This is a genomic window from Bradyrhizobium sp. MI1.11 (assembly GCF_055811255.1).
Genome location: NZ_JBVVPM010000041.1, coordinates 41,741 through 68,487, shown reverse-complemented (window position 1 = coordinate 68,487; position 26,747 = coordinate 41,741). Strand labels below are relative to the sequence as shown.

Below are 26,747 nucleotides of genomic sequence, written 5' to 3'. Positions count from 1 at the left end.
ACCTGCTCCCTTCGGGAGCCAAGCCTCAATAAAACTCGGCTGCCCCGTCTGCTTCACCGCCATCGTCATTCCTCCAACGCTTTGCCTTAGAGAATCACAATTGACGGATTACGCAACAAGCCCACAAGGGGAGAGGGGAACGCACCGCCTGCGCGGCAAATCTACTCATGCCGGTGCGCCTGCTTCCGTGCCTTCGCCTGCTTGCTGTCCCCGTCGGGATCATCACCACGCGGCCATAACGCACGCCGCGTTCGGCGATGATGTGGTAGCCCGGATGGAGCGAAGCGCAATCCGTGGCGGCTTCGATACGTGGACAGATCCCGGATTTCGCTCCGCTCCATCCGGGCTACGCGCATCTTACCTCGTTTCGTGAACGGTGCGAGAGAGAGGGCGCTCGCTCACAGCCGCGTTGCCCGCAGCCGCAGCGCATTTCCAACGACGCTGACCGAGGACAGCGCCATCGCGGCCGCGGCGATGATCGGTGAGAGCAGCACGCCGAAGGTCGGATAGAGAATTCCGGCCGCGATCGGAATGCCGGCGGCGTTGTAGATGAAGGCGAAGAACAGGTTTTGCCGGATGTTGCTCATCGTCGCCTGCGACAGTTTTCGCGCCCGCACGATGCCGGTGAGATCGCCCTTCAGCAGCGTGACGCCGGCGCTCTCCATCGCCACGTCCGTGCCGGTGCCCATGGCGATGCCGACTTCGGCTGCGGCCAGCGCCGGCGCGTCGTTGACGCCGTCGCCGGCCATCGCGACGCTGCGGCCGGCCTTCTGCAACTTTGTCACCACCGCGCTCTTCTGATCCGGCAGCACCTCGGCCTCGACATCGGCGATGCCGAGCCGGCGTGCGACGGCCTCGGCCGTGGTGCGGTTGTCACCGGTCAGCATGATGACCTTGATGCCTTCGGCTGCCAGTGCCTTCAGGGCCTCGGGCGTGGAAGCCTTGACCGGATCGGCGATCGCGAACAGGCCGGCAAGCCGGCCGTCGACCGCCATGTTGATCACGGTCGCGCCATCGCCGCGCAGCCGTTCGGCCTCGCCATCGAGTGCTTGGGTGTCGATGCCGATCGACGTCAGATATCTGGCATTGCCGAGCACGATGGTTTTGCCGTCGACCTTGCCGGTCGCGCCCTTGCCCGTCGGTGAATCGAATTGCTCGACCTGGCCCAGCGCGAGCTGCTTCTCCTTTGCGGCGCGCATGATCGCATCGGCCAGAGGATGCTCGCTGGCGCGCTCGACGCTGGCGGCCATGCGGAGGATATCATCTTCCGCAAAGCCGGTGGCCGGCACGATCGCGACCACCTTCGGCTTGCCCTCGGTCAGGGTGCCGGTCTTGTCGACCACCAGCGTGTCGATCTTCTCCATCCGCTCCAGCGCCTCGGCGTTCTTGATCAGCACGCCTGCCTGCGCGCCGCGGCCGACGCCGACCATGATCGACATCGGAGTCGCCAGGCCAAGCGCGCAGGGGCAGGCGATGATCAGCACGCTGACGGCGGCGACGAGGCCGAAGGCCAGCCGCGGCTCCGGCCCGAACCAGGCCCAGGCCGCGAAAGCAGCGACCGCGACCGCAATCACCGTCGGCACGAACCAGCCCGCGACCTGGTCGGCGAGACGCTGGATCGGCGCGCGCGAGCGCTGCGCGTCCGCGACCATCTGCACGATCTGCGACAGCAGCGTCTCACGCCCGACCTTGTCGGCGCGCATGATGAAGCTGCCGGATTGGTTGAGCGTGCCGGCGATCACCTTCGCGTCCGTCTCCTTGGTCACCGGCATGGATTCGCCTGTGACCAGCGACTCGTCGAGCGAGGAACGGCCTTCCAGAATGACGCCGTCGACCGGCACTTTTTCGCCAGGACGCACGCGCAAGCGGTCACCGGCATGAAGTGCGTCGATCTCGACCTCGTGCTCGCCGCCCTCAGCATCGATGCGGCGTGCGGTCTTCGGAGCGAGCTGCAACAGCGCCTTGATCGCACCCGACGTCGCGTCGCGTGCGCGCAGCTCAAGCACCTGCCCGAGCAGCACCAGCACGGTGATGACCGCCGCCGCCTCGAAATAGACCGCGATCGCGCCTTCGTGGCCGCGGAAGGTGGCCGGGAAAATCTGCGGCGCGATGGTGCCGATCAGGCTGTAGAGATAGGCAACGCCCGTGCCCATCGCGATCAGCGTGAACATGTTGAGGTTGCGCGTCAGCAGCGACTGCCAACCGCGGACGAAGAACGGCCAGCCGGCCCACAGCACCACGGGCGTGGCGAAGACGAGCTGGATCCAGTTCGACAGCGTCGCATCGATCCAGTTGTGCGGGCCCGCGAGATGGCCGCCCATCTCCAGCACGACGGCCGGCAGCGCCAGCGCGCCGCCGATCCAGAACCGCCGCGTCATGTCGGCAAGCTCAGGATTGGGGCCGGTCTCCAGGCTTGCCACTTCCGGCTCCAGAGCCATGCCGCAGATCGGGCAGGTGCCGGGTCCGGCCTGGCGGATCTGCGGATGCATCGGACAGGTGTAGATCGTGCCTGCGGGCATCTCGGGCTGGGGTGTCTTCTCTTTGGCGAGATATTTTGCGGGGTCGGCGGCGAATTTGGCGCGGCAGCCGGCCGAGCAGAAATGGAAGGTCTCGCCGTGATGGTCGAAGCGGTGCTTGGACGTCGCGGGATCGACCGTCATGCCGCAGACGGGATCGCGGACTTTTGCCGCGGCGCCGTGGTCATGCGCGTGATCGCCGTGCGCGCCGCAGCAGGACGCAGCCGCGGGCTTGTCGACCGGGGCACCCTTACTGGAACAGCCGCATCCGGAATGTGTTTCCGGCTTGTGATGGTGCTCGTGTTCCGCGTCGTTCATTGCCACGCTCCGGCCTTGCAAGTGATACCCCAGGGGGGTATATAGTCCGCATGCGCAAGGACATCAAGGCATCTGTCGGAAAACGTCTCGGCCGGATCGAGGGGCAGGTTCGCGGCCTCTCGAAGATGGTCGAGGAAGACCGCTATTGCATCGACATCGTCACGCAGATCTCGGCGGTGCGCGCCGCGCTGCGCCGGGTCGAGGAAGAGGTTCTGAAAGATCACGTCGCCCATTGCGTCGAGCATGCGATCGCGAGCGGCGACAAGGCCGACCAGCGCGAGAAGATCGCGGAGCTGATGGCGGTGATCGGGCGGGCGGAGCGGTAGGTTCTGCTCGTCGCTCCCTTGCGACGCTCGCACAATGGCGGAGAGGGATGCGCGATATTTCCTCTGGCGTCGTCCTGGCCTAGTGCGCAATTGCGCACGGGAGCCAGGACCCATACCGCGGAATCCATCGAGCTTGCCAGGTAGCTGTACCGAACGACGAATCTTCGCCAAACGTCTCTCTGCGATAATGGGTCCTGGCTTTCGCCAGGACGACGCAGGGCAGTCGAGGCTACGCCGCCCTTTCGCGCGCCCGACCGCGCCGCCTTGGGCGGTCCATGGCCAGCTTCTTCAGCCGCCGGAAGCGCTCCGAGACGGTGATGCGATCGACCATCTCCGCTGGATGCGCGCTCACTTCTTCAGCCGGAACCGGCGCCTCTTCGTCAATCGCTTCAGGAACGAGCGGCGGCGCACTGAACGTTTCTGGAAACACACTGAATGTGCCGGCTACCTCCTCGAGCGGCTTCTGCTTGTCGGCCCAGTGCAAGGCGGTGTAGTCGAAGCCGTGCACGATGGTGGGTTTGACGACTTCGAAATAGGGCGAGATGTCGAAGTCGCGGGGCATGTAGAGCGAGGAATCGCGGATATGCAGGATCTCGCGGCGGGCAGCACGGCTGCCGGCCTTGGTGATCTTCGGCAGGATCGGATAGCGCACGGCGTCGAACGCCTGCGCGATCAGGGCCGAGCAGATGATCTTGGTGGGATCGCCCGAGCCGATCGAGATCATGCGGCGCCGCCAGCGCTGCGGGATCGGCAGCGGAAACAGAAAGCGCATCAGGTCGACGATGTTCTTGGTGTCGTAGCCGAAGCCGATGCGGTTGATCGCATAGCGGCAGACCGTGGTGCGGTCCTCATAGGACAGCCCGACCGGGCGGCAGACGCGGGTGTGATAGGGGAAATATTTCGACAGCGGCGCGGAGGTGACGCCTTCGCCGATATTGGCCTCGATCAGCACGTGCGGCTCGCCGTCGGGCTCTTCCGCGCCCTCGATCGGGCCGACATAGAGTGCGCCGTGGGACCAGGTCGACTGCGTCAGATATTTGATGATGCCGGAGATGCGGTTGTTGCCCTCGACCAGCAGCACGTCGCCGGGCTCCATGATGCCGCGCAGATGCTCGGGGTCGCTCGGCGTGAACGGCTCATAGCCCGGCACCTCCTTCGAGAGGTACGCGGCAATCAGCTTGCCGACTGAATCCAGGACCGTCCCCATTTCAAAACTCCCCCACGGCCTTTTCCGGCCGTCTTTTTCTCTTCTCTACCATGGTCGGAACGTGTTGCAATTCGGTTCATCGCTCCGTGACATCAAGCACGATTGATTCACCATGATGGTTGCCGCGCAACATCAGATACGGCAAGGTTCGCTAGCTGTTCCCGTTTGCTGCAAGTCTCCGGAAACCATGACATGACAATCACGCGCCGCAGCTTCCTATCGGCGTCGGCGGGCCTTGCTGCGATGCCGGTCCTGCGCGCAACCGCCGCGACCCTGCCGCGCGAGGCTGACATTGTCGTGATCGGTGCGGGCGCGGCCGGAATTGCCGCGGCGCGGCGCATCATGGCGGCCAATCGCAAGGTCGTGGTGGTGGAAGCGGCGTCGCAGATCGGCGGCCGCTGCATCACGGATACGACCACCTTCGACACGCCGTTCGATCGCGGCGCGCGCTGGATGCACAATCCCGACACCAATCCGATGATCCGGCTGGCGCGCAGCGCCGGGCTCGACGTGTTGCCGGCCCCATCAGGCCAGAAGATGCGCATCGGCCGCCGCAATGCGCGGGCCGGCGAGACCGAGGAGTTCCTGGCGGCGCTGGTGCGCGCCAACCGCGCCATCGACGAGGCCGCGCGCGGCAAGCTCGATACCGCCTGCGCCTCGGTGCTGCCGAAGGATCTCGGTGATTGGGCCGGCGCGGCCGAGTTCATGCTGGGCGCGAGCTTCGCCGGCAAGGACCTGAAGGAGCTGTCTGCGATCGACAAGGCGCGGGCACAGGATCGTAACGCCGCGATCGCCTGCCGCCAGGGCTTGGGGACCCTGATCGCCAAACTCGGTGAGCAGGCGCCGGTCGCGTTGTCGACGCCGGCGAGCCGGATTGTCTGGAGCAATCGCGACGTCAGCGTGGAGACACAGGCGGGCAAGATCGCCGCACGCGCCGCCATCATCACGGTCTCGACCAATGTGCTGATTTCGGGCGCGATCAAGTTTGGGCCTGACATTCCCAAGCGCACGCTCGATGCCGCATCAAAGCTCACGCTCGGAAGCTACGATCACATCGTGCTGCAGCTGCCGGACAATCCGCTCGGCCTGTCGCGCGACGACATCCTGATCGAGCAGAGCAACTCGACGCGCACGGCGCTGATGTTCGCCAATATCGGCGGATCCTCGCTGTGTTCGATCGACGTCGGCGGCTCGTTCGGCCGCGATCTCACTCAGCAAGGCGAGAAGGCGATGACGGCCTTCGCCAGAGAATGGATCACGAAGCTGTTCGGCAGCGAAGTCGCCGCGGCCGTGCAGAAAGCGAGCGTGACGCGCTGGAACGCCTCGCCTTTCGTGATGGGTGCGATGTCGGCGGCCTCGCCCGGCGGTCAGCTCTCGCGAAGAATCCTCGCGGAGCCAACCGGCAACATGTTCCTCGCCGGCGAAGCCACGCACGAGACGCTGTGGGGCACTGTCGACGGCGCCTGGGAAAGCGGCGAGCGCGCCGCGGACGCAGCCTTGCGCAAGATCGGCGCGCTCAAGGACGAGCCGGCCGATGTCCCGACGCAGTCGACGAAGAAGCGGCGCGCGCCGCGGCAGCAGAGCAATTGAGTCATCGTCGTCCTGGACAAGCGCAACGCAGATCCAGGACCCATTACCCCAGGAAGTCGTTTGGCGAAGATTTGGGGGTATAAACACTGACCGGGGTAATGGGTCCTGGCTTTCGCCAGGACGAAAATGGATGGCTTACCGCAAAATCCCATCCAGCAGCGGTAGTCCCGCGACCACCGCGATCGCGATCAGCGCGTAGCAAATGGCGCGAAACACCTTTTCGCTGGCACGGCCGAACAGCGACGCACCGAAGGCGACGCCGATCGCATAGACCGGACCGACGATGAGCGAGAGCACGAGCGATTCGCGCGAGATCAGGCCGGTCGTCGCATAGCTGACCATCGAGAAAAAATCCGACGCGCCAAAAAACAGCAAGATGTTGGCGCGCGCGACAATCGGGGCGATGGGACGGCCGAGCCAGTAGCCGACGATCGGCGGGCCGCCGGTCTGGGCGAGGCCGCTGCAGAAGCCGGAGAGGCTGCCGATGCCGACCGAGAGCCAGGCATGGTCCTTGCCGCGATAGCGCCAGCCCGACAGTAGCAGAAGCAACAGCGCGGCGACGAAGCAGGAGATGATCCATCGCGTCGTGACGGGTTCGAGCACGCTGAGGAAATAGGTGCCGACGGGCACGCCGACAAGCGCGCCCAGCACGATCACGGCGGTGGCCTTGCGGTCGGCCTTGCGCCAGGCGTCGGGCAGCAGCGGCGCGGCCGCGACGAAATCGATCACGAGGAGCAGCGCGGCAACCAGACGCGGCGCCGCGATGCTGCTCGCCAGCGGCATGAAGATCAGCGCCGAGCCGAAGCCGGAGAAGCCGCGCGCGGTGCCCGAAACGAAAGCGACGGCGCAGAGCGCCATCGCAATGGTGAGGCTGACGTCCTTTGGAAGAAAGTCAGTGAGATTCATGCTCTATGATTCTCGAGCATGATCATGCTCTCAAAGTGCCGCCGGTCTTCTTCCTCACCTCCGCCACGATTTTCGCGGCGACGGCCTCGATCTCCTGGTCGGTCAGGGTCTTTTCGCGCGGCTGGATCGTCACCGCGATTGCGATCGACTTCTTGCCGTCGTCGATGCCCTTGCCTTCGTAGACGTCGAACACGTTCACAGCGGTGATCAGCTTCTTGTCGACGCTCTGGGCCGCGCGCACGATGTCGCCGCCCTTCACGGTGCGGTCGACGATGAAGGCGAAGTCACGCGACACGGGCTGAAATGCCGACAGCTCGATCACGGGCTTGGCACGGGTCGGCTTCTTCTTCGCCTCGGGGATGCGGTCGAGGATCACCTCGAACACCATCAGCGGGCCACCGGCGCCGAGCGCCTCGAGCGAGCGCGGATGCATCTCGCCGAAATAACCCAGCACGTTCTGCGGCCCGATCTGGATCGTACCGGAGCGCCCGGGGTGCAGCCAGGACGGGCCGCCCGCGACGATCTGAAGGGCCTGCATCGGTGCGCCGGCGGCAGCGAGCACCGCGAGCGCATCGGCCTTGGCGTCGAACAAGTCAGCCGGCGCCGAACCCGACCAGTGCCGTCCGAGACCCTGCGATGACGCAAAGCCGCGGCGGACGCCGCTTGCCGCCATGAACTGATCCTGCGGGCGATCGCCCTTGAACACCTGCCCGACTTCGAACAGCGCGACATCGCCAAAGCCGCGATCGGCATTGACCTGCGCCGCCGCGATCAGGCCGACCAACAGGGTCGGGCGCATGTCGGACAAATCCGACGCGATCGGGTTGGCGACCTCGAGTTCGCGCTGGCCGCCGCCGAACAGCTTTGCGGCAGACTTGGTGATGAAGGACCAGGTCACCGCTTCGATGATGCCGCGGCTCGCCAGCGCGCGCCTGGCGCGGCGGGTGCGGAGCTGGAGCGGGGTCAGCACGGATTTGCGTGCGTCCTCGCCGCGCTCGAACGGCGTCATCGGCACCTTGTCGACGCCGTGGATACGGACGACTTCCTCGACGATGTCGGCCTTGCCGTGCACGTCGGTACGCCACGACGGCACGGCGACCTTCACGACCGGACCCGGGCCCGCCATCATGAAGCCGAGATGGGTCAGGATGCGCTTCATCTCCGGCATCGGCACTTCGATGCCCGACAGCCGCTTGACCTCGTTGACCGGAAAATCGATCACGCGGTCGTCGCCGAAGGTCTTGCCGACCACGACGTTCTCCGACGGCGTGCCGCCGCACATCTCCAGCACGAGTTTGGTCGCGAGCTCCAGCCCCGGCACCATGAAAGCCGGATCGACACCGCGCTCGAAACGGTAGCGCGCGTCCGAATTGATGCCGAGCTTGCGGCCGGTCTGGGCGATGTTGATCTCGTTCCACAGCGCCGATTCGATCAGCACGTCCGTGGTGGTCTCGTCGCAGCCCGAGGCCTCGCCGCCCATGATGCCGGCGAGCGATTCGACGCCGTGCTCGTCCGCGATCACGCAGACGTTGGGATCGAGATTGTAGGTGCGGCCGTCCAGCGCGAGCAGCGTCTCGCCGTCACGGGCGCGGCGCACCACGAGATTGCCCTTCACTTTCTTCGCGTCGAACACGTGCAGCGGCCGCGCGCGGTCGTAAGTCATGAAGTTGGTGATGTCGACCAGCGCGTTGATCGGACGCAGCCCGATCGCGGTCAGCCGCTTCTGCAGCCACTCCGGCGACGGCCCGTTCTTCACGCCGCGCACCAGCCGCAGCGCAAAACCCGGGCACAACGTCGCGTCCTCGACCGTGACCTTCACCGGGCAAGGAAATTCGCCCTTGATCGGCTTGATGGTGGGGTCCTTGAACTTGCCCATGTCGGCGGCGGCAAGATCGCGCGCGATGCCGTGCACGCCGGTGCAGTCCTGCCGGTTCGGTGTCAGATTGATCTCGACCACGGGATCGCCGAGGCCGGCCCATGCAGCGTAAGCAGCGCCGATCGGCGCATCCGCGGGCAATTCCATGATGCCGTCATGGTCGTTGGAAATCTGCAATTCGGCCGCCGAGCACAGCATGCCGCGGCTCTCGACACCCCGGATGGTGCCGACACCGAGCGTGATGTCCTTGCCGGGAATGTAGGTGCCGGGCGGCGAAAACACGCTGACGAGCCCCGTCCGCGCATTCGGCGCTCCGCACACCACCTGCACGGGCGCGCCACCGTCACCGGTGTCGACGATGCAGACGCGCAGACGATCCGCATTCGGATGCTGCTCGGCGGAGATCACCTTCGCGATGGTGAAGGGCTTCAGCGCCTTCGCCTTGTCCTCGATGTTCTCGACCTCGAGCCCGATCATGGTGAGCTTCTCGGCCAGCTTGTCCAGCGGCTCGTCGGTGTCGAGATGTTCCTTCAGCCAGGAGAGAGTGAATTTCATGGCTGTGTGCCTCGGCTCTTGTCGGTGTTCACTGAGTTGCTTTTGTCGGTGTCAATGTTCCCTCCCCCCTTGTGGGGGAGGGTCAGGGAGGGGGGTAAGCCGCGGGCTCCGGCGGATGCCGCCTGGCGGATTGCCTCAACAACGCCCTCCAGATTTGTCATCACCTGCTCGTTGGTGAAGCGCAGAACCTGAAAACCCTCGGCAGCAAAGAACGCATCGCGCTGTTGATCCGCCTTTTGGCGCTCTTCGAAATCGTGAGATTCCCCATCGACCTCGATGATGAGTTTTGATGAGAAGCACACGAAATCGGCGATGTAGTTTCCGATCGGCGTCTGGCGTCGGATGCCGACACCATCCATCCGGTTAGCCTTCAAATACCGCCACAGCAGTGTTTCGGCGCGCGTCATCGCTTGGCGAAGCTGCTTCGCCCGGCCGCGCTGACGCTGGCTTACAACTGCGTGCGGCATCCGCGGCTACCCCCCTCCCTGACCCTCCCCCACAAGGGGGGAGGGAACGGAGAGAGTCTTTGCGTACGTGCGTCCGGGCAAGCCCATCACGAGCTCAGCCCTCCCGCCAGCGTCGGCACTTCGAGCGGCTTGAAGCCGTAATGGGAGAGCCAGCGGACGTCGCTGTCGAACAGCTGGCGCAAATCGGCGATGCCGTATTTCAACATGGCGATGCGGTCGATGCCCATGCCCCAGGCGAAGCCCTGGTACTCGTCGGGATCGATGCCGCAGGCGCGCAGCACGTTCGGATGCACCATGCCGCAGCCGAGAATCTCGAGCCAGTCCTCGCCCTCGCCGAAGCGGATCTCGCCCTTGTCGCGGCGGCACTGGATGTCGACTTCCAGCGACGGCTCGGTGAACGGGAAGAACGAGGGCCGGAAACGCATGTTGATATGGTCGACCTCGAAGAACGCCTTGCAGAACTCGTGCAGGATCCATTTGAGGTGGCCGAGATGCGAGTGCTTGTCGATGACGAGGCCTTCGACCTGGTGGAATTGCGGCGTGTGCGTCGCATCCGAATCGATGCGATAGGTGCGGCCCGGGCAGATCACGCGGATCGGCGGCTTCTGGCTCAGCATGGTGCGCACCTGCACTGGCGAGGTGTGGGTTCGCAACAGCATGCGGGAGCCGTCCTCCTTCGGATGGAAGAAGAAGGTGTCGTGCATCTCGCGCGCGGGATGGCCTTCCGGAAAATTCAGCTTGGTGAAGTTGTAGTCGTCGGTTTCGATATCCGGGCCTTCGGCGACCGAGAATCCCATATCGGCGAAGATCGTGGTCAGCTCGTCCCAGACCTGGCTCAGCGGATGGATGCGGCCGGCTTCAGCCGGCGCATCGCGCAGCGGCAGGGTGACGTCGATGGTTTCCGACGCAAGCCGCGCGTCGAGCGCCGCCGATTTCAAGACGTCGCGCCGCGCGGCGAGTGCCTCGGTGACCTTGTCCTTGGCCTGGTTGATCGCAGCACCTTGGGTCTTGCGTTCGTCCGGCGACATTTTTCCGAGCGTGGCAAGCAGCGCCGAGATCGAACCCTTCTTGCCGAGGGCTGCGACGCGCACCGCTTCGAGGGCGGCCTCGTCGCCGGCGGCGGCGATCTGGTCGAGGATGGATGTTTCGAGCATTGCGAGGTCGGACACGGTCAAATCCCTGCTGCCAAATTCGGCTGGGTTGTCGCCGCCCGAAGGCCGTAACGTCAAGCGAAAAGCCGGTGATTCGGGCTGACGAGCGGCTGGGTTGAACCTCGCGCGGGAGGCTGGCACCAAGGAGGATATGAGGAGACTTTCGCGATGCTCTCAAGATCCGGTCTGGCTGCTCTCGCCGTCGTTCTCTCTGTCACGAGCACCCCGGCGCGCGCCATGGTCTGCATGGAGAAATCCATGACGCTGGACGAGGTCGTCGACACCATCGGTGCCCAGAAGGGCTGCGAAAGCGCGATGAAAGTGTTTCAGGATTGCCAATTGACCGCGAGCGGCGATGTCCAGCTCGGCGCCGCCGTCGAGAAGAAATGCGAGGCGGACTTCATGCCCAGCCTCAACAGTGCGCGGAAACAGGCTTACCAACGCGAGATGCGCGTGTGCGACCGGAAGTACCGGAATAAATCCGGCACCATGTATCTGTCATTCACCGCATTCTGCCGGGCGGAGATCGCCCAGCGCTACTCGCAACGCGCGCTGAAGGCCGGCGGAGCCGGCCGTTAGGCTTCAGGCCGCCAGAGCGGCTTTGGCCTTCTCGGCGATCGCCTGGAACGACGCGGGCTCGTTGATCGCGAGATCCGACAGCACCTTGCGGTCCACGGTGATCCCGGACTTGGCCATGCCGTCGATAAAGCGGCTGTAGGTCAGGCCGAACGGACGCACGGCGGCGTTGATGCGCTGGATCCAGAGCGCGCGGAACGTCCGCTTCTTGCGCTTGCGATCACGGAAGGCATACACGAGAGCCTTCTCGACCGCCGGCTTGGCGGTGCGGATCGTGTTCTTGCGGCGGCCGCGGAAACCCTTGGCGGCCTTGTAGACTTTCTTGTGCTTGGCGTGGGCGGTCACACCGCGTTTGACGCGAGCCATGACAAATATCCTTCAGAAGTGACTTGATGTTCGGATCGCCGCGAAAGCTGCGGCGCGGGTGGCAATGATCGTGGACGCGATCAGGCGTTCGGCAAGAAGTACTTCTTGACGTTGTCGCCGTCGGTCTTGAACAGCACGGCGGTGCCGCGCAGCTGCCGGATCTGCTTCTTCGTCCGCTTGATCATGCCGTGCCGCTTGCTACGATGCGCGAACATCACTTTGCCGGTGGCAGTCACCTTGAAGCGCTTTTTAGCGCCCGATTTGGTCTTCAGCTTGGGCATTTGGCTCTCCTAATGGCCATAGAAATCCGCCCGCAAAGGCGGCTGGCCGTCAAAATGCTCGTTAGAGCGTTGATTGTGCTCAGGTTTTACGAACAAGCGCGAAACCCGCACGGACACCGCCACGGCAGCCCTTAATCAGCCGGGCAATGAAGGCTGGGCTTATGACAGAGGACGGGCGAATTGGCAACGATGAACCGGCGGAACCTAGCCGCCGACTATCCGGAATTGCTATCTTCATGTCCGGGCCGTGTCGCCCGGAGCAGGACCAGAATGCCCCATTTTTCCCAATCGCTTCCGTCTTTGACTGATTTCGCTCGTCCGCGCCGCCTGGCGCTGTTGGCCGTGCTCGCCATGGCTGCGTTTCCCTCGACTGCCGATGCGCGCATCCGCGGCTATGACGGAGTCTGGAACGTCACCTTCGCCACCACCCGCGGCAATTGCAGCTCCGGCTACAGCGTTCCCTTCACCGTCGCCGGCAGCCGGGTGTCGTCCGCCGGCGGTGGCCGGGTCTCCGGCAAGGTCAATCGCAGCGGTACCGTCGCGGTCCAGGTCTCGGTCGGGGCGTCCCATGCCAGCGGCGGCGGTCGGCTTGCCGGCGTGAACGGCGCCGGTTCGTGGAGGGGTATCATCTCCGGCGATCAGTGCAGCGGCACCTGGCAGGCGACGAGGAGTTAGTCGCCAAGCATTCGATGCGCTCCCTCCCCTTCTTCCTCGGCCAAAACAAAACGGCCCGCCGGAAAGCCGGACGGGCCGTTGAACTCTCAATCCTGAACAACTCGCGTCAGCGCGGCGCCAGCACCATGACGACCTGACGGCCCTCGAACCGCGCGTCCTGCTCCACCTTGGCGAGCTCGGCGACGTCGGTCTTGATCTTGTCGAGCAGCTTGGTGCCGATCTCCTGGTGCGCCATTTCGCGGCCGCGATAGCGCAGGGTGATCTTGACCTTGTCGCCTTCTTCGAAGAACCGCTGCATGGCGCGCATCTTCACTTCGTAATCGTGGTCGTCGATCATCGGGCGGAGCTTGATCTCCTTGATCTCGACGATCTTCTGCCGCTTGCGGGCTTCGGCGGCTTTTTTCTGCGCGGAATACTTATACTTCCCGTAGTCCATGATCTTGCAGACGGGAGGGCTGACGTTCGGCGAGATCTCGACCAGATCCATGCCGGCTTCCTGGGCCAGGCGGATAGCCGCGACGGTCTCGATGGTGCCCTTGTTGTCACCGGTCTGATCGATCAGCTGGATCTGCGCATTGCGAATGTCGTCATTGATGCGCGGCCCGTCTTTGGCGGCAGTGGGCGGGGCTTTATTGGGACGGCGAATGGGTGGTTCTCCAAAGTTATGAAAAGAGGCGGCTATTTTGCAGGAAGATACGGTTGCCGGCAAGCAATCGCTCGTGCGGCGGTCGAAAAAACCTCAAATGCGAGGCATTTTGGCCACGGCGGGGCACGCAGAGGGACATAGACACCTTGCTTCCGTTCCGCAAGCGTCCCAAAGGGCAAATGCCGACGTCCGGCTGCGCTGCGGAGCGCGTCCGGACAGCTCAAACTGCACAGCCAGAGTAAACGTTCCATGACCCCTGCAATTCCCGATGCCGTGCTCGACTTCATCGATGTGGGCGAGGGCCCGTCCGCACGCCGGATCGCAGTGCGCCGCCGCGCAGCGCAAGAATCTGGTCAAGAATCTGCTCAAGGACCGGGACTGGTCTGGCTCGGCGGGTTCAAATCGGACATGCAGGGGAGCAAGGCCGTGGCGCTGGACGAATGGGCCCGGGATCACGGCCGTGCATTGGTCCGGTTCGATTATTCCGGCCACGGCGAATCCGGCGGGGATTTCGTCGACGGAACCATCGGGCGCTGGCTCGAGGAAAGCGTCGCGGTGTTCGAGCGGTTCTGCGCCGGCCCGCAAGTCCTGATCGGCTCGTCCATGGGCGGCTGGATGGCGCTGTTGCTCGCGCGCGAAATCAAAAAGCGGCAAGAGACACAGCAAGCCAAAGCCTCGCTGGCGGGCCTGGTGCTGATCGCGCCGGCGCCCGATTTCACCGAGGAGCTGATGTGGAAGAATTTTTCGGCCGCGGTGAAGAAGGAGATCGAGACCAAAGGCGTCTGGCTGAGACCATCGGATTATGGCGACGGCTCGCCCTATCCGATCACGCGGAATCTGATCGAGGAGGGGCGCAACCATCTCGTGCTCGGCAGCGCCATCGACCTCGGCTGTCCCGTTCGCATCCTGCAAGGAGCGCAGGATCCTGACGTGCCCTGGCAGCACGCGTTCGCGCTGACTCATCGCCTGCCCGCCGACGATGTCGTGCTGACCATGATCCAGGACGGCGATCACCGCCTCTCGCGCCCGCAGGACATCGCCCGCATTCTTGCCGCGGTGGCCGAGATCGGGTGAAATCGCGACCTAGCACTCGGTGTCATCGCCCGACTTGATCGGGCGATCCAGTATTCCAGAGGCGCTCGTGCTCAAGCCGAGAAGCCGCGGCGTACTGGATGCCCCGGTCACGCCCGGGCATGACTGAGAATGGGAGGGGAGAATCGCCGATGACCACCACCGCCATGCTGCGCGCCTTCTGCGACGCGGTCGAACAACGCAACGGAAAAGCCTTCGCTGATCTCTTCACCGAGGACGGCGTCTATCACGACGTGTTCTATGGCGCCTTCGCCGGCCGCGAGAAGATCGCCGCGATGATCGACGACTGGTTCTACCGCACGGCGACCGACTTCCGCTGGGACATGCACGACCCGGTATCGAACAGCACCACGCTCTATGCGCGCTACACGTTCAGCTATCGCTCGACCTTGCCGGAGGCGAATGGCGCGCGGGCGATGTTCGAGGGCGTGGCGATCATGACGCTTCGAGACGGCAGGATCGTCAGCTATCACGAGGTCGCGAACACCGCGCCGGCGTTTGTCGATTTGAAGTTTGCACCTGATAGAATCGCGAAGATCGTCGCCAGGCAGGGCGCGGAACTCAAGGCGCGGCCGGAAATGCAGCGGCACTTGGGTTAACCGTCGTTGTTGCGCACCTACCGCTTCGACGGGTTTACCATCGGCTTGCGCTGCGCCAGCGCCGCAACTGTGGCGGTGCCGATCGGGCCCGCTTCATCGTACAGCCAGCACTCGCCGATCGCCACACCATCGGTGGCCTGGTGGTTCACCACCTCGAAGCCAATCCAGTTCGTCACCGGCAGGCGGTGCAGATAGATCGTAACGTCGCTGTTGATGTAGCCGAGCCCCTTGTCGCCGGCGTTCGCGAACGGACTGGCGAAGTCTGCGCCGGTAGCGACACGGACGAACGGCGTCATCGGCACGCCCGCGACCAGCTCGCGCACCTCGCTCATCCAGAGCTTTCGTGGCCCGAGCGAGCCCATGTGGCCGACGATCGGTCGCGTGGTCCATTTGCCGTTCATGCCGAGCCTGGGATCGGTCGGCTTGGGAATGTCGGCCGGCTTCGGCACGTCCCAGTTCGGCGGCGACCAGACATTGCCGTCCGGATTCTGCGTTCGCCGCAACAGCTGGCACGAAGCGCGCGCCATGCCGACGCCGCCGGATAAGAACTCTGCTTCCACGACGCGGATGCGCATCCCGTCGCGCACCAGACGTGTCGTCATCTCGATCGGCTTGTCGATGGTCGGAAGCCGAAACATATCGACGGTCAGCCGCGCCGGCACGAATTCGGGGCCGGAATGGCGCTCCTCGATGGCGAAGCCGAGCAGGCCGATGATGACGCGTCCGTGCAGCGATTTCGGATCCCACGGGCCGTTGGCGACTTCCGTCGGATGGAATGTGTCGCCGTCGCGGGTGAAGAAAGGCATGTTTGTCATGACGCGCGACTTTGCGGGAAGCTGCGGGGAAATCAAGATGCTCAATCCTCATGGTGAGGAGGCGCGAAGCGCTCTCATCACAACAACGGTGTCATCGCCCGGCTTGACCGGGCGATCCAGTACTCCGAGACGGCTGTGGTTCAGTCGAGACGCCGCGGCGTACTGGATGCCCCGCTTTCGCGGAGCATGACAGCGGAGGAACTAGGAGGCGGTGCGCCACTCCTCATGCACGCTTTCGTCGCGCTCGCCAACAATCGCATTCGTCCTGATCGTTTCGAACTCATCCCGCGGCATCAACTGCCCTAGCGCCCACACCGCAGCCCCGCGCACCAGCGCGCTCTCATCCTCCAGCAATCGCCGCGCCTCGTCCGCCAGTGCCGCATCGCCGGAGTTGCCGATCGCGATCAGCACGTTGCGCAAAAAGCGCTCGCGGCCGATGCGCTTCACCGGAGACTTCGTGAACAGCGCACGAAACGCAGCGTCGTCGAGCCGTGCGAGCTCGGCGAGACCCGGCGCGCGCAAAACGTCACGTGCGGCGAGCTTGGCCTCGCGGCCCTCCTGCGCGAACTTGTTCCAGGGGCAGGCGGCGAGGCAATCATCGCAGCCATAGATGCGGTTGCCGATGTTTTTGCGAAATTCGCGCGGGATCGGTCCCTTGTTCTCGATGGTGAGATACGAGATGCATCGCCTTGCATCGAGCCTGTAGGGCGCGGGAAAGGCGGCGGTCGGGCAGATGTCGAGGCACGCCCGGCACGAGCCGCAATGATCGATCTCGGAATCGTCGCGCGGCAGTTCCAGCGTGGTGTAGATCGCGCCGAGAAACAGCCAGGAGCCGAATTCGCGTGAGACCAGATTGGTATGCTTGCCCTGCCAGCCCAGATGCGCGGCTTGCGCCAGCGGCTTCTCCATCACGGCCGCGGTGTCGACGAACACCTTCACTTCGCAAGGCTTCACCTCACAAGTTGAGGTCGCGACCAGCCATCGCGCCAGTGCCTTCAGGCGCTTCTTGATGAGGTCGTGATAGTCGTCGCCCTGCGCATAGACCGAGATCGCCGCGCGCGTGCGCTGTTGCAGGATCGCGAGCGGATCCTGATCGGGTCCGTAATTGACGCCGAGCATGATGACGCTGCGCACGTCCTGCCACAGCCCGCGCGGATCGACCCGGCGCTCCGGCTGCGCGGCGAGCCAGTCCATGTCGCCATGGCCGCCGGATGCGATGAACTCGAGGAAATGTTTTCCGGCGCTTTCGATCGTGCCGGGCTCCGTGATGCCGATGCAATCGAAGCCGAGCGCACGTGCCTCGTTTGCAAGCGCCGTCTTCAGTTCGGTCGGATCGGAATTCAGAAGTCGAGGTCCACGTAGGTCCGCGACGCCGGCACGCCGGCCAGCCATTCGCTCAACAGCGGACGGAACGACGGGCGGGATTTCACCCGTGCGTACCACGCCTTTGCCGCGTCGTCCTCGCTCCATGGCACGTCGCCCAGATAGTCGATCGCCGAGAGGTGCGCCGCGGCGGCGAGATCCGCGTAGCTGAGCCGGTCGCCGGCGAGGAAATTACGCGTCTGCGCCAGCCAGCCGATATAGGCCAGATGATAGCGCACATTTGCCTTGGCGGCGCGCATCACGTCGGCCGAGGGCGGTCCGCCGCCGTTGTCCTCGCTCATGAAGCGCTTGTAGATGCGCTCGGTGACGAGCGGGTGAGAGACTTCCTCGAAAAACTTTTCGTTGAACCAGGCCATCAGCCGGCGGACCTCGACGCGCTCGCCGATCGTGTCCGGCATCAGGCGCTTCAGTCCCATCTCGGAGCCATAGGCCTCGTCGACATATTCGGCGACGATCGCCGCGCCCGGGATCGGCGGCTGCTCGTCGTCCACCAGGACGGGCGTCGTGCCCGCCGCATTGAGCAGCAGAAATGCTTCGCGCCGCTCCCAGCTGCGCTCTTCGATCAACTTCAGCTCAAGCCCGTATTCTCCCGCGATCAGGCGGATGAACCGCGAGTGCGGGCAGAACGGATGATGAAACAGCGTAAACATGAAGCCTTTGACTATGTGATGGTGCTTAAGAATCCATCAATGTTTTGTGCGGCGCCACACTAGTCATTCAAAACCGCGAAGCAAGGGCGCGACGCCGCATTTTGCGATTGCAGCAAGGGAGCGGATGGGCGAGAAGATCCCCGCTTTTCCAGCCGAAATGGACCGTAAATATGTCAGATGCAATCCGGGCAGTGATCCTCGGCATCATCGAGGGTGTGACCGAGTTCCTTCCCGTGTCCTCGACAGGCCATTTGCTGCTCGCGGAACGCTTCTTCCATCTCGGCGAAGGCGCGTTCTGGGATTCGTTTACGGTCCTGATCCAGCTCGGCGCGATCCTCGCGATCGTCGTGTTGTACTTCAAGAAATTGTGGGACGTCGCAATCGGCATGTTCACGGGCGACGCCTATGCACGCCGCTTCGTGCTCGGCGTGCTGGTGGCGTTCCTGCCCGCGGTCGTCGTCGGTCTCGTCGCCGGCAAATACATCAAGAGCATGCTGTTCAATCCATGGGTGGTGTGCTTCTCGCTGATCGTCGGGGGCGCCATCCTGCTCTGGGTCGATAAGCTCGATCTCAAGGCGCGCGAGCACGACGCCACCCGGTTTCCGTTGCTGATGTATCTCTATATCGGCATCGCGCAGTGCATCGCGATGATCCCGGGCGTGTCGCGCTCCGGTGCCAGCATCGTCGCGGCGATGTTCCTGGGGGCCGACAAGCGCGCGGCGGCGGAGTTCTCGTTCTTCCTCGCCATTCCCACCATGATCGGCGCGTTCGCCTACGATTTCTACAAGAACCGCTCCGAGATGACGATGGACCACATGGGCATCGTCGCGATCGGCTTCGTGGTGTCGTTCGTCACCGCGATCATCGTAGTGAAGACGTTCCTGGAATACGTCACCCGCCACGGCTTCGTGGTGTTCGCCTGGTGGCGCGTGATCGTCGGCACGCTCGGCCTGATCGCGCTGGCGCTGGGGCGGTAAACTTCCGAGGACGTCGACGCGCTAAGAAGCGGAGATTCTCGCGACTGTGAGATTCGCACCAAGCCCGCGGTGCACTCCCTCGCCCCGTTCTTACGGGGAGAGGGTTGGGGTGAGGGGCCTCTCTCCACACGTGAGATCGCGGTGGGACCTGTACCCCCTCACCCGGATCGCAAGGGCGATCCGACCTCTCCCCGCAAGCGGGGAGAGGTGAAAAATACCTACGCGCTCTTGCGCTGGAATTGCCCGGCGGCGCGGAAGCGCCAGAGATATTGCGGGGCGATCGCTTCAAGCGAGTCGGGCGTGATGCCGAGGCCTTCCAGCGTTAGCCCAGCGGCCTTCGCCGCGTCCGACACGACATTGTCGCGCGCAAGCAGCGTGACCTGGTCCGGCGTCAGCTTCAGCGCGCCCGGCGCGAATTGCAGGAAGTTGGCCTTGAAGCGGGCGAGGCCAAACGGCAGCGGCATCAGCATCGGCTTGCGATCGGCGATCTCGAGAATGGCCTCGATGATCTCGCGCATGGTCAGCACTTCCGGGCCGCCGAGCTCGTAGATCGCGCCCGCCTTGGCCTTGCCGTCGACGGCATCCGCGACCGCGGTGGCGACGTCGCCGACATAGACCGGCTGCATTTTCGTGTCGCCGCCGATCAGCGGCAGCACCGGCGACATCCGGGCCAGCGCCGCGAAGCGGTTGGTGAACTGGTCTTCGGGACCGAACATCACGGAGGGGCGGAAGATCGTGGCCGACGGCACCGCGGCCAACACCGCCGCTTCGCCAGCCGCCTTGGCCCTGGCGTAGCGCGAGGGCGATTCCGCATCGGCGCCGATCGCCGAGACATGGATCAGCTGTGTCCCAGCGGCCGCGGCCGCCTTGGCGACGGTCTCGGCGCCCCTGGCCTGGACAGCATCAAAACTCTGCGCGCCGCCCTCGGCGAGGATGCCGACCAGATTGATCACGACCTGCGAATCACGCAGCGCCGCTTCGATCGAGGCCGGATAGCGCACGTTGGCCTGCACGGTGTGGACCTGCCCGACCTTGCCGGAGGGCTGGAGGTACCCGGCCAACTCCGGCCGCCGCACCGCGACCCGGACCCGGTAGTCGCGCCGGCACAGTGCGCGGACGACATTTCGGCCCAAAAACCCCGATCCGCCGAAAACCGTGACGAGCGTGTCCAGATTCGATGCCATGGGATCCATTCCTGGGGTCGTTCCTGCGGGAAGAGTGCGTCTCGTCAGGCTTGTATCGGGCCGGTTTGCGATGCGCAATCCGCATCCCGAAGCGGGGTTCAAGCATGAATTGACAACCGCGTCACCGAACCGTAGTAACCGCCTCCGTGCCTAACCGGCATGCCCAGGTGGTGGAATTGGTAGACGCGCTGGCTTCAGGTGCCAGTGGCTTAACGGCCGTGAAGGTTCGAGTCCTTTCCTGGGCACCATCTTTTCCCTAAGCGATTGAAATTGCTTGTCGGGCTATCTGCCCGACGTTGAGCAAGCGGCGATCGCGAACTACTCCTCAGGGAACAGCAACGCCTCGTAGTCGCGCGCGCTGTGGAGGATGTGAATGATCTTCAACCGCGTCGTCACCCACACGATAGAAAATCAGAAATTGACCGAACGGACGCCTGCGCACGCCAAATTGCTCGTAGCGCGGCACCAAGGGATAGGCGCGTGGGGCGTCCAGCAAAGACTCACATTTTTCTCGTAGCGTGCGAACGAGCTTGAGGGCGCTCGCAGGACTTTGCTCCGCGACATATGCCACGATCTGTTCGAGATCGGCCTCTGCCTCAGCGACGACGGTGAGGATCACTTGCCGTCCGTCTGGACCGCCAATCTGGCTTCGAGCCGATCGAACACGTCAGAGCCCGCTCTGGTCCGGCCTGCGTCGGCATCTGAGAGTCCGCGTGCAATCGAAGCGTCCAGGGCGGCCAGCCTGGCCTCTCTTTCCTGGACGAGGCGTACGCCCTCACGCAGCACCTCGCTCTTGGAATGGTATCGACCGGACGCCACGAGCTCGTTCATCACGCTCTCGAGCGTCTCTCCTAAATCGGCGCTCACAGCCATACCGGAACCTCCGTTCGACCTCTAATAACTATTATTGGACGCTGGAATTTTCAAGTCTAAACAGCTGCTTGAAAGCTTCGGAAGCCCGCCCTCCAGCCGAATTTATTCCGCCAAACCCCGTCGATTGCACCGTCCGAATTTACCCCACTTTAGACAAACTGGCCCTAAGTCAGCCGGCAGGCTCGCATCCGGCCGTCGGCGAGCGCGGAGCCATCGGGCTCGCTTTGTCGTGAGGGAAGCGGTGGATCAGCACCAGGTCTGGCACGAGCCGGCAGTCCAGAAGGTTGCGAACGCGATCAGCCCGTTCCTCCTGAGGTCGGGGATTTATCTGTTCCTGATCTCCTTCATCTGCCTGTTCTACGTCTTGAACGCGGCGCTTCTGCTCGGTCACTACGATTTGGGCTGGCATCTGGCGGCCGGAGATCTCATCCGGGAACGCAACGCACTCCCGCTCGAGGACCCATGGTCGTTCACCCATGGCGACAAGCCATGGCTCAATCTGTCCTGGCTCTGGGACGCGCTTGCCAGTGCGACATTTCAATACGCAGGCTTTGGCGGCCTCGTCCTGCTGACGGTGGCCTGCGGCGCGGCGATCGTCGGCATCCTGACCGCGATCTCTCTCGGCTACGGCGCGTCGGCGATCGCGGTCTGCGTTTCGGTCTTCTTGGCCTGCCTGCTCTATCCCGCATACGAAGCCTCGCCGAACATGTATCTCGCGGTCTCGCCGAATACATGCACGATGTTGTTCTGTGTCGTCTTCTATCGCGAATGCCTGAGACGAACGCGATGGTTCGTGCTTCCCCTGTTGATGGTGCTCTGGGCCAATCTGCACGGCGGTTTCCTGCTCGGCTTTTTCGTGATCGGCGTCTTCTGCGGCGCCGCCGTGCTTAGAGGGGCCTGGGCCGACCTCAGGATCCTTGCTCTCGCGGGCATCGCGTGCCTTGCCGCGACCTTCGTCAATCCGCTCGGCTGGAATATCTATGCCGGTGCCGCCGCAACGATGGGGCACTTCGTCCAGGGCAATATCGGCGAATGGCTGTCCTACTATCACAACATGGAAATGCCGGGCAGCATTCCCGGCATCCTGTACATGTTGGCCTTTGTCGCGCTCGAGCTCCGCTACAGAAACTCCAGGCCCATCCCGCTCGAGCCGAGATTGATGTCCTGGCTGTTCCTGATTCTGGGGCTGTATCAGTTCAGGTACATCGCTTTCTTCTTCATCTTCTCGACCGCACCGATGGCGCTTCACCTCAGCCGCTTGCTGCCTCGGCGTCTCACTGCGCTTGACGTGCGTGGACCGTTGCTGGCCGCGGGCATCGTCGGTCTCGGCACCCTGCCGATTGTCTATTTGCGCGTTGCGCCGGCGCTCGCGCTTCCGCCGATGCTGTCGAGCGAAGATGCCGGCTATCTGCGAGAGCATCTCGCAGGTCGGCGGGTCCTGAACAATTGGAACGTCGGCGGCTACCTGATCTTCGCGACGCACGGCACCGTCCCCCCATTCGTCGATGGTCGCGCCGCGACCGCCTATCCGGACGATTTGCTGCGCGACTATTTCAAGCTGGTGAGCTGGGAGATCGACGAAGCCGCGTGGGACATGGTGCTCGATAAATACCGGATCGACGCCGTGCTGTGGGTCAAGGCGCACCAACAGCTGCGGGAGTTTCTGGTGAAGCGGCGAGGCTGGCGCGAGCAATACACCGGCGCTTACGAGACCGTTTACGTCAGGCCCCACTCCGGTTTGGCCGGCGACACCAAACGACAATGACCACCAGCGCCGCGGCTCTGCCCGACATCGCGCCCGCCGTCAGAGCCGAGAGCTTCGCGACGCGGTACGGTGCCTTGTGCGCATTGCTGCTGCTGGCTGCGGCAGTCCGGCTGCCGCTCGCCTTCTGGCCGAACATTGTTCACGTCGACGAGCTGTATCAATATCTCGAGCCGGCCTGGCGCCTGCTTGGCCACCAGGGGGTCGTCACCTGGGAATGGCGCGACGGTATCCGGAGCTGGTTTCTGCCGACCTTGTTCGCAGGGCCGGTCGCTCTGGGGGACTGGCTTGCGCCGGGCGGGTGGGGCGCCTTCGTCGTGCCTCGCCTGGTGGTCGGGCTTGCCTCGTTGTCGATCGTCGTGACGGCCTGGCATTTCGGCGAACGCATCTCCAGATCGCATGCCGTCGTCGCGGCGTTTGCCGCCGCGGTCTGGTTTGAGCTGGTCTACTACGCGCCCCACACGCTGAGCGAACCGCTCGCGACGGCCGTGATCCTGCCGGCGGCCTATCTGCTGACGGGCGAACTCGCGCGAAACCGGCTCTTCACCGCAGGCGCACTGCTTGCTCTCGCCTGTGTCTGGCGCTTTCAATATGTACCGGCTTGTGCGGTGTTTGCGTTGGCGGCGTGCTGGCGCGACCTGCGAAACGCGATTGCGCTGGTCGCGGGCGCTTGCATCGTCCTGGCGCTGTCCGGCGCCCTCGACCTGGCCCACGGCTCAGCGCCGTTTGCGTGGCTCGTCCGGAATATTCAGCAAAACCTCCTGCATGACCGGGCATCGGAATTCGGTGACGCGCCGGCGGCCGCGTACGTTCTGCAGGCTTCAATTCTGTGGTCGGGCGCGACGCTGCTGATGCTGCTGGCGCTCTGGCGCGGCTGGCGACATGCCCCCCTGCTGATCGTTGCGGCCGTCGTGAACGTCGCGTTTCACAGCATGATCGTGCACAAGGAATACCGTTTCATTTTCCTGTCGATCGCTCTGCTGATCATCGCGGCGGCGCTTGGCTCCGCCGATTGGGTCGAGATGATGCGCCGGCAAAGCGCGTGGCGCTCCCGGGCACTCGCCGTCGTATGTGGCGGCTGGCTGCTGCTCTCGCTCGGTCTGTCGGGCGCTACGCTCATCATGCGTGACAACTGGATGCGCGGCATCGGCGTGGCCCAGTTGATGGCGGAGCTCGAGGCCGATCCTGAAGCCTGCGGTCTGGCCCTCTACGCGATCAACTATCCCTTTGCGCCCGGACGCGGGCAGCTCGCGGCCCGCCGGCCGATCTATTCCTTTTATCGGGACGACCCCCTGGCCAAGGGGCGTCTTCCAGCTATGGTGCAGACGCACCGGGCCGGGTTCAACCGCATCATCGGGCCGGCGAGCGTGGCCAGCGAATTGCCGGCGGATTTCTCGCAACGAAGTTGCGCGATGATGAGCGATGACAAGCCGGCCTGCGTCTTCGCTCGACGCGGCGCTTGCGATGCGCCCGCCAGCCCGTTCGCCACCAACGACGTGCTCGTGCGCCTGAATTACTAGCCGCGCCTGATGCTTGCGCCGGCGGCTGCCAGCGGATACATCGCGGCCGGCCCTCGCCAGCATCTGTCCCGGGGATTAGCTTGCAAAAGCGCACCGATTCGATTGAGGTTTGAAACGCCATGACCGTACGCCTGCACCGCGGCGACCTGCCCGATCTGTCCCGCTACACCGGAGCGGTGGCGATCGACACCGAGACCATGGGCCTGAACCCGCATCGTGACCGGCTCTGCGTGGTGCAGCTCTCGTCCGGCGACGGCAGCGCGGACGTGGTGCAGATCCCCAAGGGTCATACCGACGCGCCGAACCTGAAGGCCCTGCTGGCCAATCCAGCGAACACGAAAATCTTCCACTTTGCGCGGTTCGACGTCGCGGTGCTGTACCAGACGTTTGGCGTCATGACCGGGCCGATCTACTGCACCAAGATCGCCTCCCGCCTGATCCGCACCTATACCGACCGCCATGGCCTCAAGGACCTCGTGCGCGAGGTGCTCAATGTCGACCTCTCCAAGCAGCAGCAATCGAGCGATTGGGGTTCCGACAGCCTGACCGAGCCGCAGCTCGCCTACGCCGCCTCCGACGTGCTGCATCTGCACGGCTTGCGCGAGCGGCTCGATGCCATGCTGGCGCGGGAAGGCCGCACCGCGCTGGCCAAGGCCTGTTTCGACTTCCTGCCGACCCGTGCTTTGCTCGACCTCCAGGGTTGGGCCGAAGAGGACATTTTCGCGCATTCCTAGCGTTTCGCGTCGCGGCCGGGTTGGGGCGGTCGCCCCGTTTCAGACACTTTCGTAACGGCCTGTCGCTGGCTGCATATTTTGGCGTTGCCGGCTACAATGGGGCGCCCGCCAGCCGGACCAGGCGAGCGACACCTCAGGAGCCCAGGTGAATTCGGCCCATAATGTCACCTATGATGCCGCGCTTGCGGCGAAGTTCGCCAGCGCGGCGCGCCACAGCCGCCTGGTGCGGATTCTGCGCGTCGCGGTGCCGGCGACAGTGGCTGCGGCAATGGGTCTGCTCGTCCTTATCTCGACCATTTTCAACCCGTTCCAGATCCCCGTGAAGCTCGACTCCGGAAATCTCGTGGTCACAGGCACCAAGATCACGATGGAATCGCCGCATATGTCCGGCTTTACTCCGGACCAACGGCCCTACGAGCTCTGGGCCAAGACCGCGACCCAGGACATCACCGATCCCGATCATGTCGATCTCCATGATTTGCGCGCGAAAGTGCTGATGGAAGACCAATCGACCCTGTTTCTCGATGCCCGCACCGGAAGATTCGACAACAAGCAGCAGCAGCTCGACCTGCACAAGGACATCTTCCTGCGCACCTCGACCGGCTATGAGGCGCGGCTGAACTCGGCCTTCGTCGACATGGGCAAGGGCACGGTCTCCTCGGATGAGCATGTCGACGTCAAGCTGACCAACGGAACGCTGAACGCCGATCGGCTGCGGATCACGGAGGGCGGCGACGTCATCCGCTTCGAAGGCAATGTGGTGATGCACCTCGACAAGCTGGACGATCCCGCCGCCAGCGCGCCCGCGCCGGTCGAGCCCACGCCGCCGCCGGCGGCGAAGTCCAAGAACAAATCCGCGAATTCAAAATGATTCTCATGACCCATCTTCATCTGAGCAAGCGTCGCATTGCTGTCAGTGTAGCGACGCTTGTCTCCGGTCTCTTGCTGCTCACTGCAGATGCGGCGCACGCACAGAGCTCGGCGAGCGTGCCCAACGCGATGCAGGGTTTTTCGCAGAACCGCGATCAGCCGATCCAGATCGACGCTGCATCGCTCGAGATGCGCGATAAGAAAAAGGAGGCGACCTTCTCGGGCAACGTGAAGGTGGTGCAGGGCGATACCACCATGACCTCGAAGACGCTGGTGGTGTTCTACGACTCGGGCGGCGACAAGCCGGCGACGCCGCAGCCTGCGGCAGCAAAGGGTGCGAAGGCCGCGCCGATCCAGTCGACGACACCGGGCCCGGGCGGTAGCTCCTCGATCAAGCGGCTGGAGGCACGCGGCAATGTCGTGGTCACCCAAAAGGACCAGGTGGTGACCGGCGAGACCGCGGTGTTCGATACGAAGACCAATCTCATCACCATGCTCGGCGGAGCTGGGAGCCAGGTCGTGCTGACGCAGTGCCAGAACGTGCTGCGCGGCGACCGCCTCCTGGTCGACATGACCACCGGCGTCTCCAGAGTGGAGTCGGACAGCGGAAGGGTGCAAGGCCTGTTCATCCAGTCCCAGGGCGGACAGAACGGCAAATGCGGGACGCCGGTGGCCCCGGGCGCGGCCCCGCCTTTGCAGTTGCCCGGCGGAAACAAGCCAAAGTAAATTCCGTTCGCGATTTCAACGCCTTGATCTGGATGATCCCGATCCGAGGTTGAAGCTTGCCCGCCGAGACTGTATCTAGCGCGAAGGGCTTTCGAAGCGGGGTTCG

At 64.1% G+C, this 26,747-nt stretch carries 27 protein-coding genes and 1 tRNA gene; 13 read left to right on the top strand and 15 right to left on the bottom strand.

Annotated features, from left to right (window positions below; genetic code table 11):
• Positions 1 to 398: 398 nt before the first annotated feature.
• Positions 399 to 2,834 (bottom strand): heavy metal translocating P-type ATPase, encoded by a 2,436-nt coding sequence (locus AC0L30_RS30795; RefSeq protein WP_473405918.1) that lies wholly within the window; start codon positions 2,832 to 2,834, stop codon positions 399 to 401.
• Between the two features lie 50 nt (positions 2,835 to 2,884).
• Here AC0L30_RS30795 and AC0L30_RS30790 point away from each other — a divergent pair, with 50 nt between their 5' ends.
• Positions 2,885 to 3,160: a metal-sensitive transcriptional regulator gene (locus tag AC0L30_RS30790; RefSeq protein WP_007598521.1), complete on the top strand. Its 276-nt coding sequence runs from the start codon at positions 2,885 to 2,887 to the stop codon at positions 3,158 to 3,160.
• Between the two features lie 229 nt (positions 3,161 to 3,389).
• On the opposite strand, the gene AC0L30_RS30785 is transcribed toward AC0L30_RS30790, so the two are convergent.
• Entirely contained in the window at positions 3,390 to 4,367 is a 978-nt protein-coding gene (locus tag AC0L30_RS30785; protein ID WP_354200306.1) for a YiiX/YebB-like N1pC/P60 family cysteine hydrolase, read from the bottom strand.
• 192 nt (positions 4,368 to 4,559) lie between these two features.
• Between AC0L30_RS30785 and AC0L30_RS30780 the strand changes: the two genes are divergently transcribed.
• Positions 4,560 to 5,957, top strand: coding sequence for a flavin monoamine oxidase family protein (locus AC0L30_RS30780; protein WP_473405917.1), 1,398 nt, complete (start codon positions 4,560 to 4,562; stop codon positions 5,955 to 5,957).
• A 135-nt stretch (positions 5,958 to 6,092) separates the two neighbouring features.
• On the opposite strand, the gene AC0L30_RS30775 is transcribed toward AC0L30_RS30780, so the two are convergent.
• The 4 genes from AC0L30_RS30775 to pheS form a co-directional block, all read right to left on the bottom strand.
• Entirely contained in the window at positions 6,093 to 6,863 is a 771-nt protein-coding gene (locus tag AC0L30_RS30775; RefSeq protein ID WP_473405916.1) for a sulfite exporter TauE/SafE family protein, read from the bottom strand.
• 22 nt (positions 6,864 to 6,885) lie between these two features.
• The gene (gene pheT, locus AC0L30_RS30770; RefSeq protein ID WP_473405915.1) at positions 6,886 to 9,294 is read right to left on the bottom strand and encodes a phenylalanine--tRNA ligase subunit beta; all 2,409 of its coding nucleotides are present in this window, start codon (positions 9,292 to 9,294) and stop codon (positions 6,886 to 6,888) included.
• Positions 9,291 to 9,761, bottom strand: a complete 471-nt coding sequence (locus AC0L30_RS30765; protein WP_354200310.1) for an endonuclease domain-containing protein — start codon at positions 9,759 to 9,761, stop codon at positions 9,291 to 9,293. The genes pheT and AC0L30_RS30765 overlap by 4 nt, the downstream gene beginning before the upstream one ends.
• Before the next feature lie 86 nt (positions 9,762 to 9,847).
• Complete coding sequence (pheS, locus tag AC0L30_RS30760; RefSeq protein ID WP_027514765.1) at positions 9,848 to 10,930, bottom strand: phenylalanine--tRNA ligase subunit alpha; 1,083 nt, start codon at positions 10,928 to 10,930, stop codon at positions 9,848 to 9,850.
• Between the two features lie 150 nt (positions 10,931 to 11,080).
• Between pheS and AC0L30_RS30755 the strand changes: the two genes are divergently transcribed.
• On the top strand, positions 11,081 to 11,491 hold the full coding sequence (locus AC0L30_RS30755) for a hypothetical protein (RefSeq protein ID WP_354127087.1): 411 nt from the start codon (positions 11,081 to 11,083) through the stop codon (positions 11,489 to 11,491).
• A 3-nt stretch (positions 11,492 to 11,494) separates the two neighbouring features.
• On the opposite strand, the gene rplT is transcribed toward AC0L30_RS30755, so the two are convergent.
• Both rplT and rpmI read right to left on the bottom strand, forming a co-directional pair.
• A complete protein-coding gene (gene rplT / locus AC0L30_RS30750) occupies positions 11,495 to 11,854 on the bottom strand; it encodes a 50S ribosomal protein L20 (RefSeq protein WP_007598538.1) in 360 nt (119 codons plus the stop codon).
• 80 nt (positions 11,855 to 11,934) lie between these two features.
• The gene (gene rpmI / locus AC0L30_RS30745) at positions 11,935 to 12,135 is read right to left on the bottom strand and encodes a 50S ribosomal protein L35 (RefSeq protein WP_007598540.1); all 201 of its coding nucleotides are present in this window, start codon (positions 12,133 to 12,135) and stop codon (positions 11,935 to 11,937) included.
• A gap of 270 nt (positions 12,136 to 12,405) precedes the next feature.
• Here rpmI and AC0L30_RS30740 point away from each other — a divergent pair, with 270 nt between their 5' ends.
• Positions 12,406 to 12,810, top strand: a complete 405-nt coding sequence (locus AC0L30_RS30740) for a hypothetical protein (protein WP_007598546.1) — start codon at positions 12,406 to 12,408, stop codon at positions 12,808 to 12,810.
• A gap of 106 nt (positions 12,811 to 12,916) precedes the next feature.
• On the opposite strand, the gene infC is transcribed toward AC0L30_RS30740, so the two are convergent.
• Complete coding sequence (infC, locus tag AC0L30_RS30735; protein ID WP_085349942.1) at positions 12,917 to 13,456, bottom strand: translation initiation factor IF-3; 540 nt, start codon at positions 13,454 to 13,456, stop codon at positions 12,917 to 12,919.
• 249 nt (positions 13,457 to 13,705) lie between these two features.
• Between infC and AC0L30_RS30730 the strand changes: the two genes are divergently transcribed.
• Both AC0L30_RS30730 and AC0L30_RS30725 read left to right on the top strand, forming a co-directional pair.
• Positions 13,706 to 14,530 (top strand): alpha/beta hydrolase, encoded by an 825-nt coding sequence (locus tag AC0L30_RS30730; protein ID WP_354200311.1) that lies wholly within the window; start codon positions 13,706 to 13,708, stop codon positions 14,528 to 14,530.
• A gap of 149 nt (positions 14,531 to 14,679) precedes the next feature.
• Positions 14,680 to 15,147 carry a nuclear transport factor 2 family protein gene (locus AC0L30_RS30725; protein WP_007598549.1) on the top strand — a complete coding sequence of 156 codons (468 nt, stop codon included), beginning with the start codon at positions 14,680 to 14,682 and terminating at the stop codon, positions 15,145 to 15,147.
• 17 nt (positions 15,148 to 15,164) lie between these two features.
• Here the strand turns inward: AC0L30_RS30725 and AC0L30_RS30720 are convergent, their stop codons facing one another.
• The 3 genes from AC0L30_RS30720 to AC0L30_RS30710 form a co-directional block, all read right to left on the bottom strand.
• A complete protein-coding gene (locus AC0L30_RS30720; protein WP_354168507.1) occupies positions 15,165 to 15,962 on the bottom strand; it encodes an acyl-CoA thioesterase domain-containing protein in 798 nt (265 codons plus the stop codon).
• A 201-nt stretch (positions 15,963 to 16,163) separates the two neighbouring features.
• Complete coding sequence (gene queG, locus AC0L30_RS30715) at positions 16,164 to 17,354, bottom strand: tRNA epoxyqueuosine(34) reductase QueG (protein WP_473405914.1); 1,191 nt, start codon at positions 17,352 to 17,354, stop codon at positions 16,164 to 16,166.
• The gene (locus AC0L30_RS30710) at positions 17,303 to 17,995 is read right to left on the bottom strand and encodes a glutathione S-transferase family protein (protein ID WP_007598553.1); all 693 of its coding nucleotides are present in this window, start codon (positions 17,993 to 17,995) and stop codon (positions 17,303 to 17,305) included. Before AC0L30_RS30710 ends, queG begins: the two co-directional genes overlap by 52 nt.
• 170 nt (positions 17,996 to 18,165) lie before the next feature.
• Between AC0L30_RS30710 and AC0L30_RS30705 the strand changes: the two genes are divergently transcribed.
• The gene (locus AC0L30_RS30705; protein ID WP_007598554.1) at positions 18,166 to 18,972 is read left to right on the top strand and encodes an undecaprenyl-diphosphate phosphatase; all 807 of its coding nucleotides are present in this window, start codon (positions 18,166 to 18,168) and stop codon (positions 18,970 to 18,972) included.
• Positions 18,973 to 19,190: 218 nt separating this feature from the next.
• On the opposite strand, the gene AC0L30_RS30700 is transcribed toward AC0L30_RS30705, so the two are convergent.
• Positions 19,191 to 20,156, bottom strand: coding sequence for a complex I NDUFA9 subunit family protein (locus AC0L30_RS30700; RefSeq protein WP_473405913.1), 966 nt, complete (start codon positions 20,154 to 20,156; stop codon positions 19,191 to 19,193).
• 161 nt (positions 20,157 to 20,317) lie between these two features.
• Here AC0L30_RS30700 and AC0L30_RS30695 point away from each other — a divergent pair.
• Positions 20,318 to 20,404 (top strand) — tRNA-Leu (locus tag AC0L30_RS30695).
• Between the two features lie 77 nt (positions 20,405 to 20,481).
• Here AC0L30_RS30695 and AC0L30_RS30690 read toward each other — a convergent pair.
• Together AC0L30_RS30690 and AC0L30_RS30685 are read right to left on the bottom strand one after the other, a co-directional pair.
• Positions 20,482 to 20,775, bottom strand: coding sequence for a type II toxin-antitoxin system RelE/ParE family toxin (locus AC0L30_RS30690; RefSeq protein ID WP_473405912.1), 294 nt, complete (start codon positions 20,773 to 20,775; stop codon positions 20,482 to 20,484).
• On the bottom strand, positions 20,772 to 21,029 hold the full coding sequence (locus AC0L30_RS30685; RefSeq protein WP_007598561.1) for a type II toxin-antitoxin system ParD family antitoxin: 258 nt from the start codon (positions 21,027 to 21,029) through the stop codon (positions 20,772 to 20,774). The genes AC0L30_RS30690 and AC0L30_RS30685 overlap by 4 nt, the downstream gene beginning before the upstream one ends.
• Positions 21,030 to 21,270: 241 nt before the next feature.
• Here AC0L30_RS30685 and AC0L30_RS30680 point away from each other — a divergent pair, with 241 nt between their 5' ends.
• The 5 genes from AC0L30_RS30680 to AC0L30_RS30660 all read left to right on the top strand — a co-directional run bounded on the left by AC0L30_RS30680 (position 21,271) and on the right by AC0L30_RS30660 (position 26,641).
• Positions 21,271 to 22,794 carry a hypothetical protein gene (locus AC0L30_RS30680; RefSeq protein ID WP_473405911.1) on the top strand — a complete coding sequence of 508 codons (1,524 nt, stop codon included), beginning with the start codon at positions 21,271 to 21,273 and terminating at the stop codon, positions 22,792 to 22,794.
• Between the two features lie 83 nt (positions 22,795 to 22,877).
• Positions 22,878 to 24,311 (top strand): glycosyltransferase family protein, encoded by a 1,434-nt coding sequence (locus AC0L30_RS30675; protein ID WP_473405910.1) that lies wholly within the window; start codon positions 22,878 to 22,880, stop codon positions 24,309 to 24,311.
• 119 nt (positions 24,312 to 24,430) lie between these two features.
• A complete protein-coding gene (locus tag AC0L30_RS30670; RefSeq protein ID WP_473405909.1) occupies positions 24,431 to 25,045 on the top strand; it encodes a ribonuclease D in 615 nt (204 codons plus the stop codon).
• Positions 25,046 to 25,190: 145 nt separating this feature from the next.
• On the top strand, positions 25,191 to 25,916 hold the full coding sequence (lptC, locus tag AC0L30_RS30665; RefSeq protein WP_473405908.1) for an LPS export ABC transporter periplasmic protein LptC: 726 nt from the start codon (positions 25,191 to 25,193) through the stop codon (positions 25,914 to 25,916).
• Positions 25,913 to 26,641 (top strand): LptA/OstA family protein, encoded by a 729-nt coding sequence (locus tag AC0L30_RS30660; protein WP_473405907.1) that lies wholly within the window; start codon positions 25,913 to 25,915, stop codon positions 26,639 to 26,641. The genes lptC and AC0L30_RS30660 overlap by 4 nt, the downstream gene beginning before the upstream one ends.
• Positions 26,642 to 26,747 lie beyond the last annotated feature (106 nt).

Coding starts and splice junctions, on each gene's coding strand:
- AC0L30_RS30795 (WP_473405918.1), bottom strand. CDS start 2,834: ATGAACGACGCGGAACACGAGCACCATCACAAGCCGGAAACACATTCC.
- AC0L30_RS30790 (WP_007598521.1), top strand. CDS start 2,885: ATGCGCAAGGACATCAAGGCATCTGTCGGAAAACGTCTCGGCCGGATC.
- AC0L30_RS30785 (WP_354200306.1), bottom strand. CDS start 4,367: ATGGGGACGGTCCTGGATTCAGTCGGCAAGCTGATTGCCGCGTACCTC.
- AC0L30_RS30780 (WP_473405917.1), top strand. CDS start 4,560: ATGACAATCACGCGCCGCAGCTTCCTATCGGCGTCGGCGGGCCTTGCT.
- AC0L30_RS30775 (WP_473405916.1), bottom strand. CDS start 6,863: ATGAATCTCACTGACTTTCTTCCAAAGGACGTCAGCCTCACCATTGCG.
- pheT (WP_473405915.1), bottom strand. CDS start 9,294: ATGAAATTCACTCTCTCCTGGCTGAAGGAACATCTCGACACCGACGAG.
- AC0L30_RS30765 (WP_354200310.1), bottom strand. CDS start 9,761: ATGCCGCACGCAGTTGTAAGCCAGCGTCAGCGCGGCCGGGCGAAGCAG.
- AC0L30_RS30755 (WP_354127087.1), top strand. CDS start 11,081: ATGCTCTCAAGATCCGGTCTGGCTGCTCTCGCCGTCGTTCTCTCTGTC.
- rplT (WP_007598538.1), bottom strand. CDS start 11,854: ATGGCTCGCGTCAAACGCGGTGTGACCGCCCACGCCAAGCACAAGAAA.
- rpmI (WP_007598540.1), bottom strand. CDS start 12,135: ATGCCCAAGCTGAAGACCAAATCGGGCGCTAAAAAGCGCTTCAAGGTG.
- AC0L30_RS30740 (WP_007598546.1), top strand. CDS start 12,406: ATGCCCCATTTTTCCCAATCGCTTCCGTCTTTGACTGATTTCGCTCGT.
- AC0L30_RS30730 (WP_354200311.1), top strand. CDS start 13,706: ATGACCCCTGCAATTCCCGATGCCGTGCTCGACTTCATCGATGTGGGC.
- AC0L30_RS30725 (WP_007598549.1), top strand. CDS start 14,680: ATGACCACCACCGCCATGCTGCGCGCCTTCTGCGACGCGGTCGAACAA.
- AC0L30_RS30720 (WP_354168507.1), bottom strand. CDS start 15,962: ATGACAAACATGCCTTTCTTCACCCGCGACGGCGACACATTCCATCCG.
- queG (WP_473405914.1), bottom strand. CDS start 17,354: ATGGCTGGCCGGCGTGCCGGCGTCGCGGACCTACGTGGACCTCGACTT.
- AC0L30_RS30710 (WP_007598553.1), bottom strand. CDS start 17,995: ATGTTTACGCTGTTTCATCATCCGTTCTGCCCGCACTCGCGGTTCATC.
- AC0L30_RS30705 (WP_007598554.1), top strand. CDS start 18,166: ATGTCAGATGCAATCCGGGCAGTGATCCTCGGCATCATCGAGGGTGTG.
- AC0L30_RS30700 (WP_473405913.1), bottom strand. CDS start 20,156: ATGGCATCGAATCTGGACACGCTCGTCACGGTTTTCGGCGGATCGGGG.
- AC0L30_RS30685 (WP_007598561.1), bottom strand. CDS start 21,029: ATGGCTGTGAGCGCCGATTTAGGAGAGACGCTCGAGAGCGTGATGAAC.
- AC0L30_RS30670 (WP_473405909.1), top strand. CDS start 24,431: ATGACCGTACGCCTGCACCGCGGCGACCTGCCCGATCTGTCCCGCTAC.
- AC0L30_RS30660 (WP_473405907.1), top strand. CDS start 25,913: ATGATTCTCATGACCCATCTTCATCTGAGCAAGCGTCGCATTGCTGTC.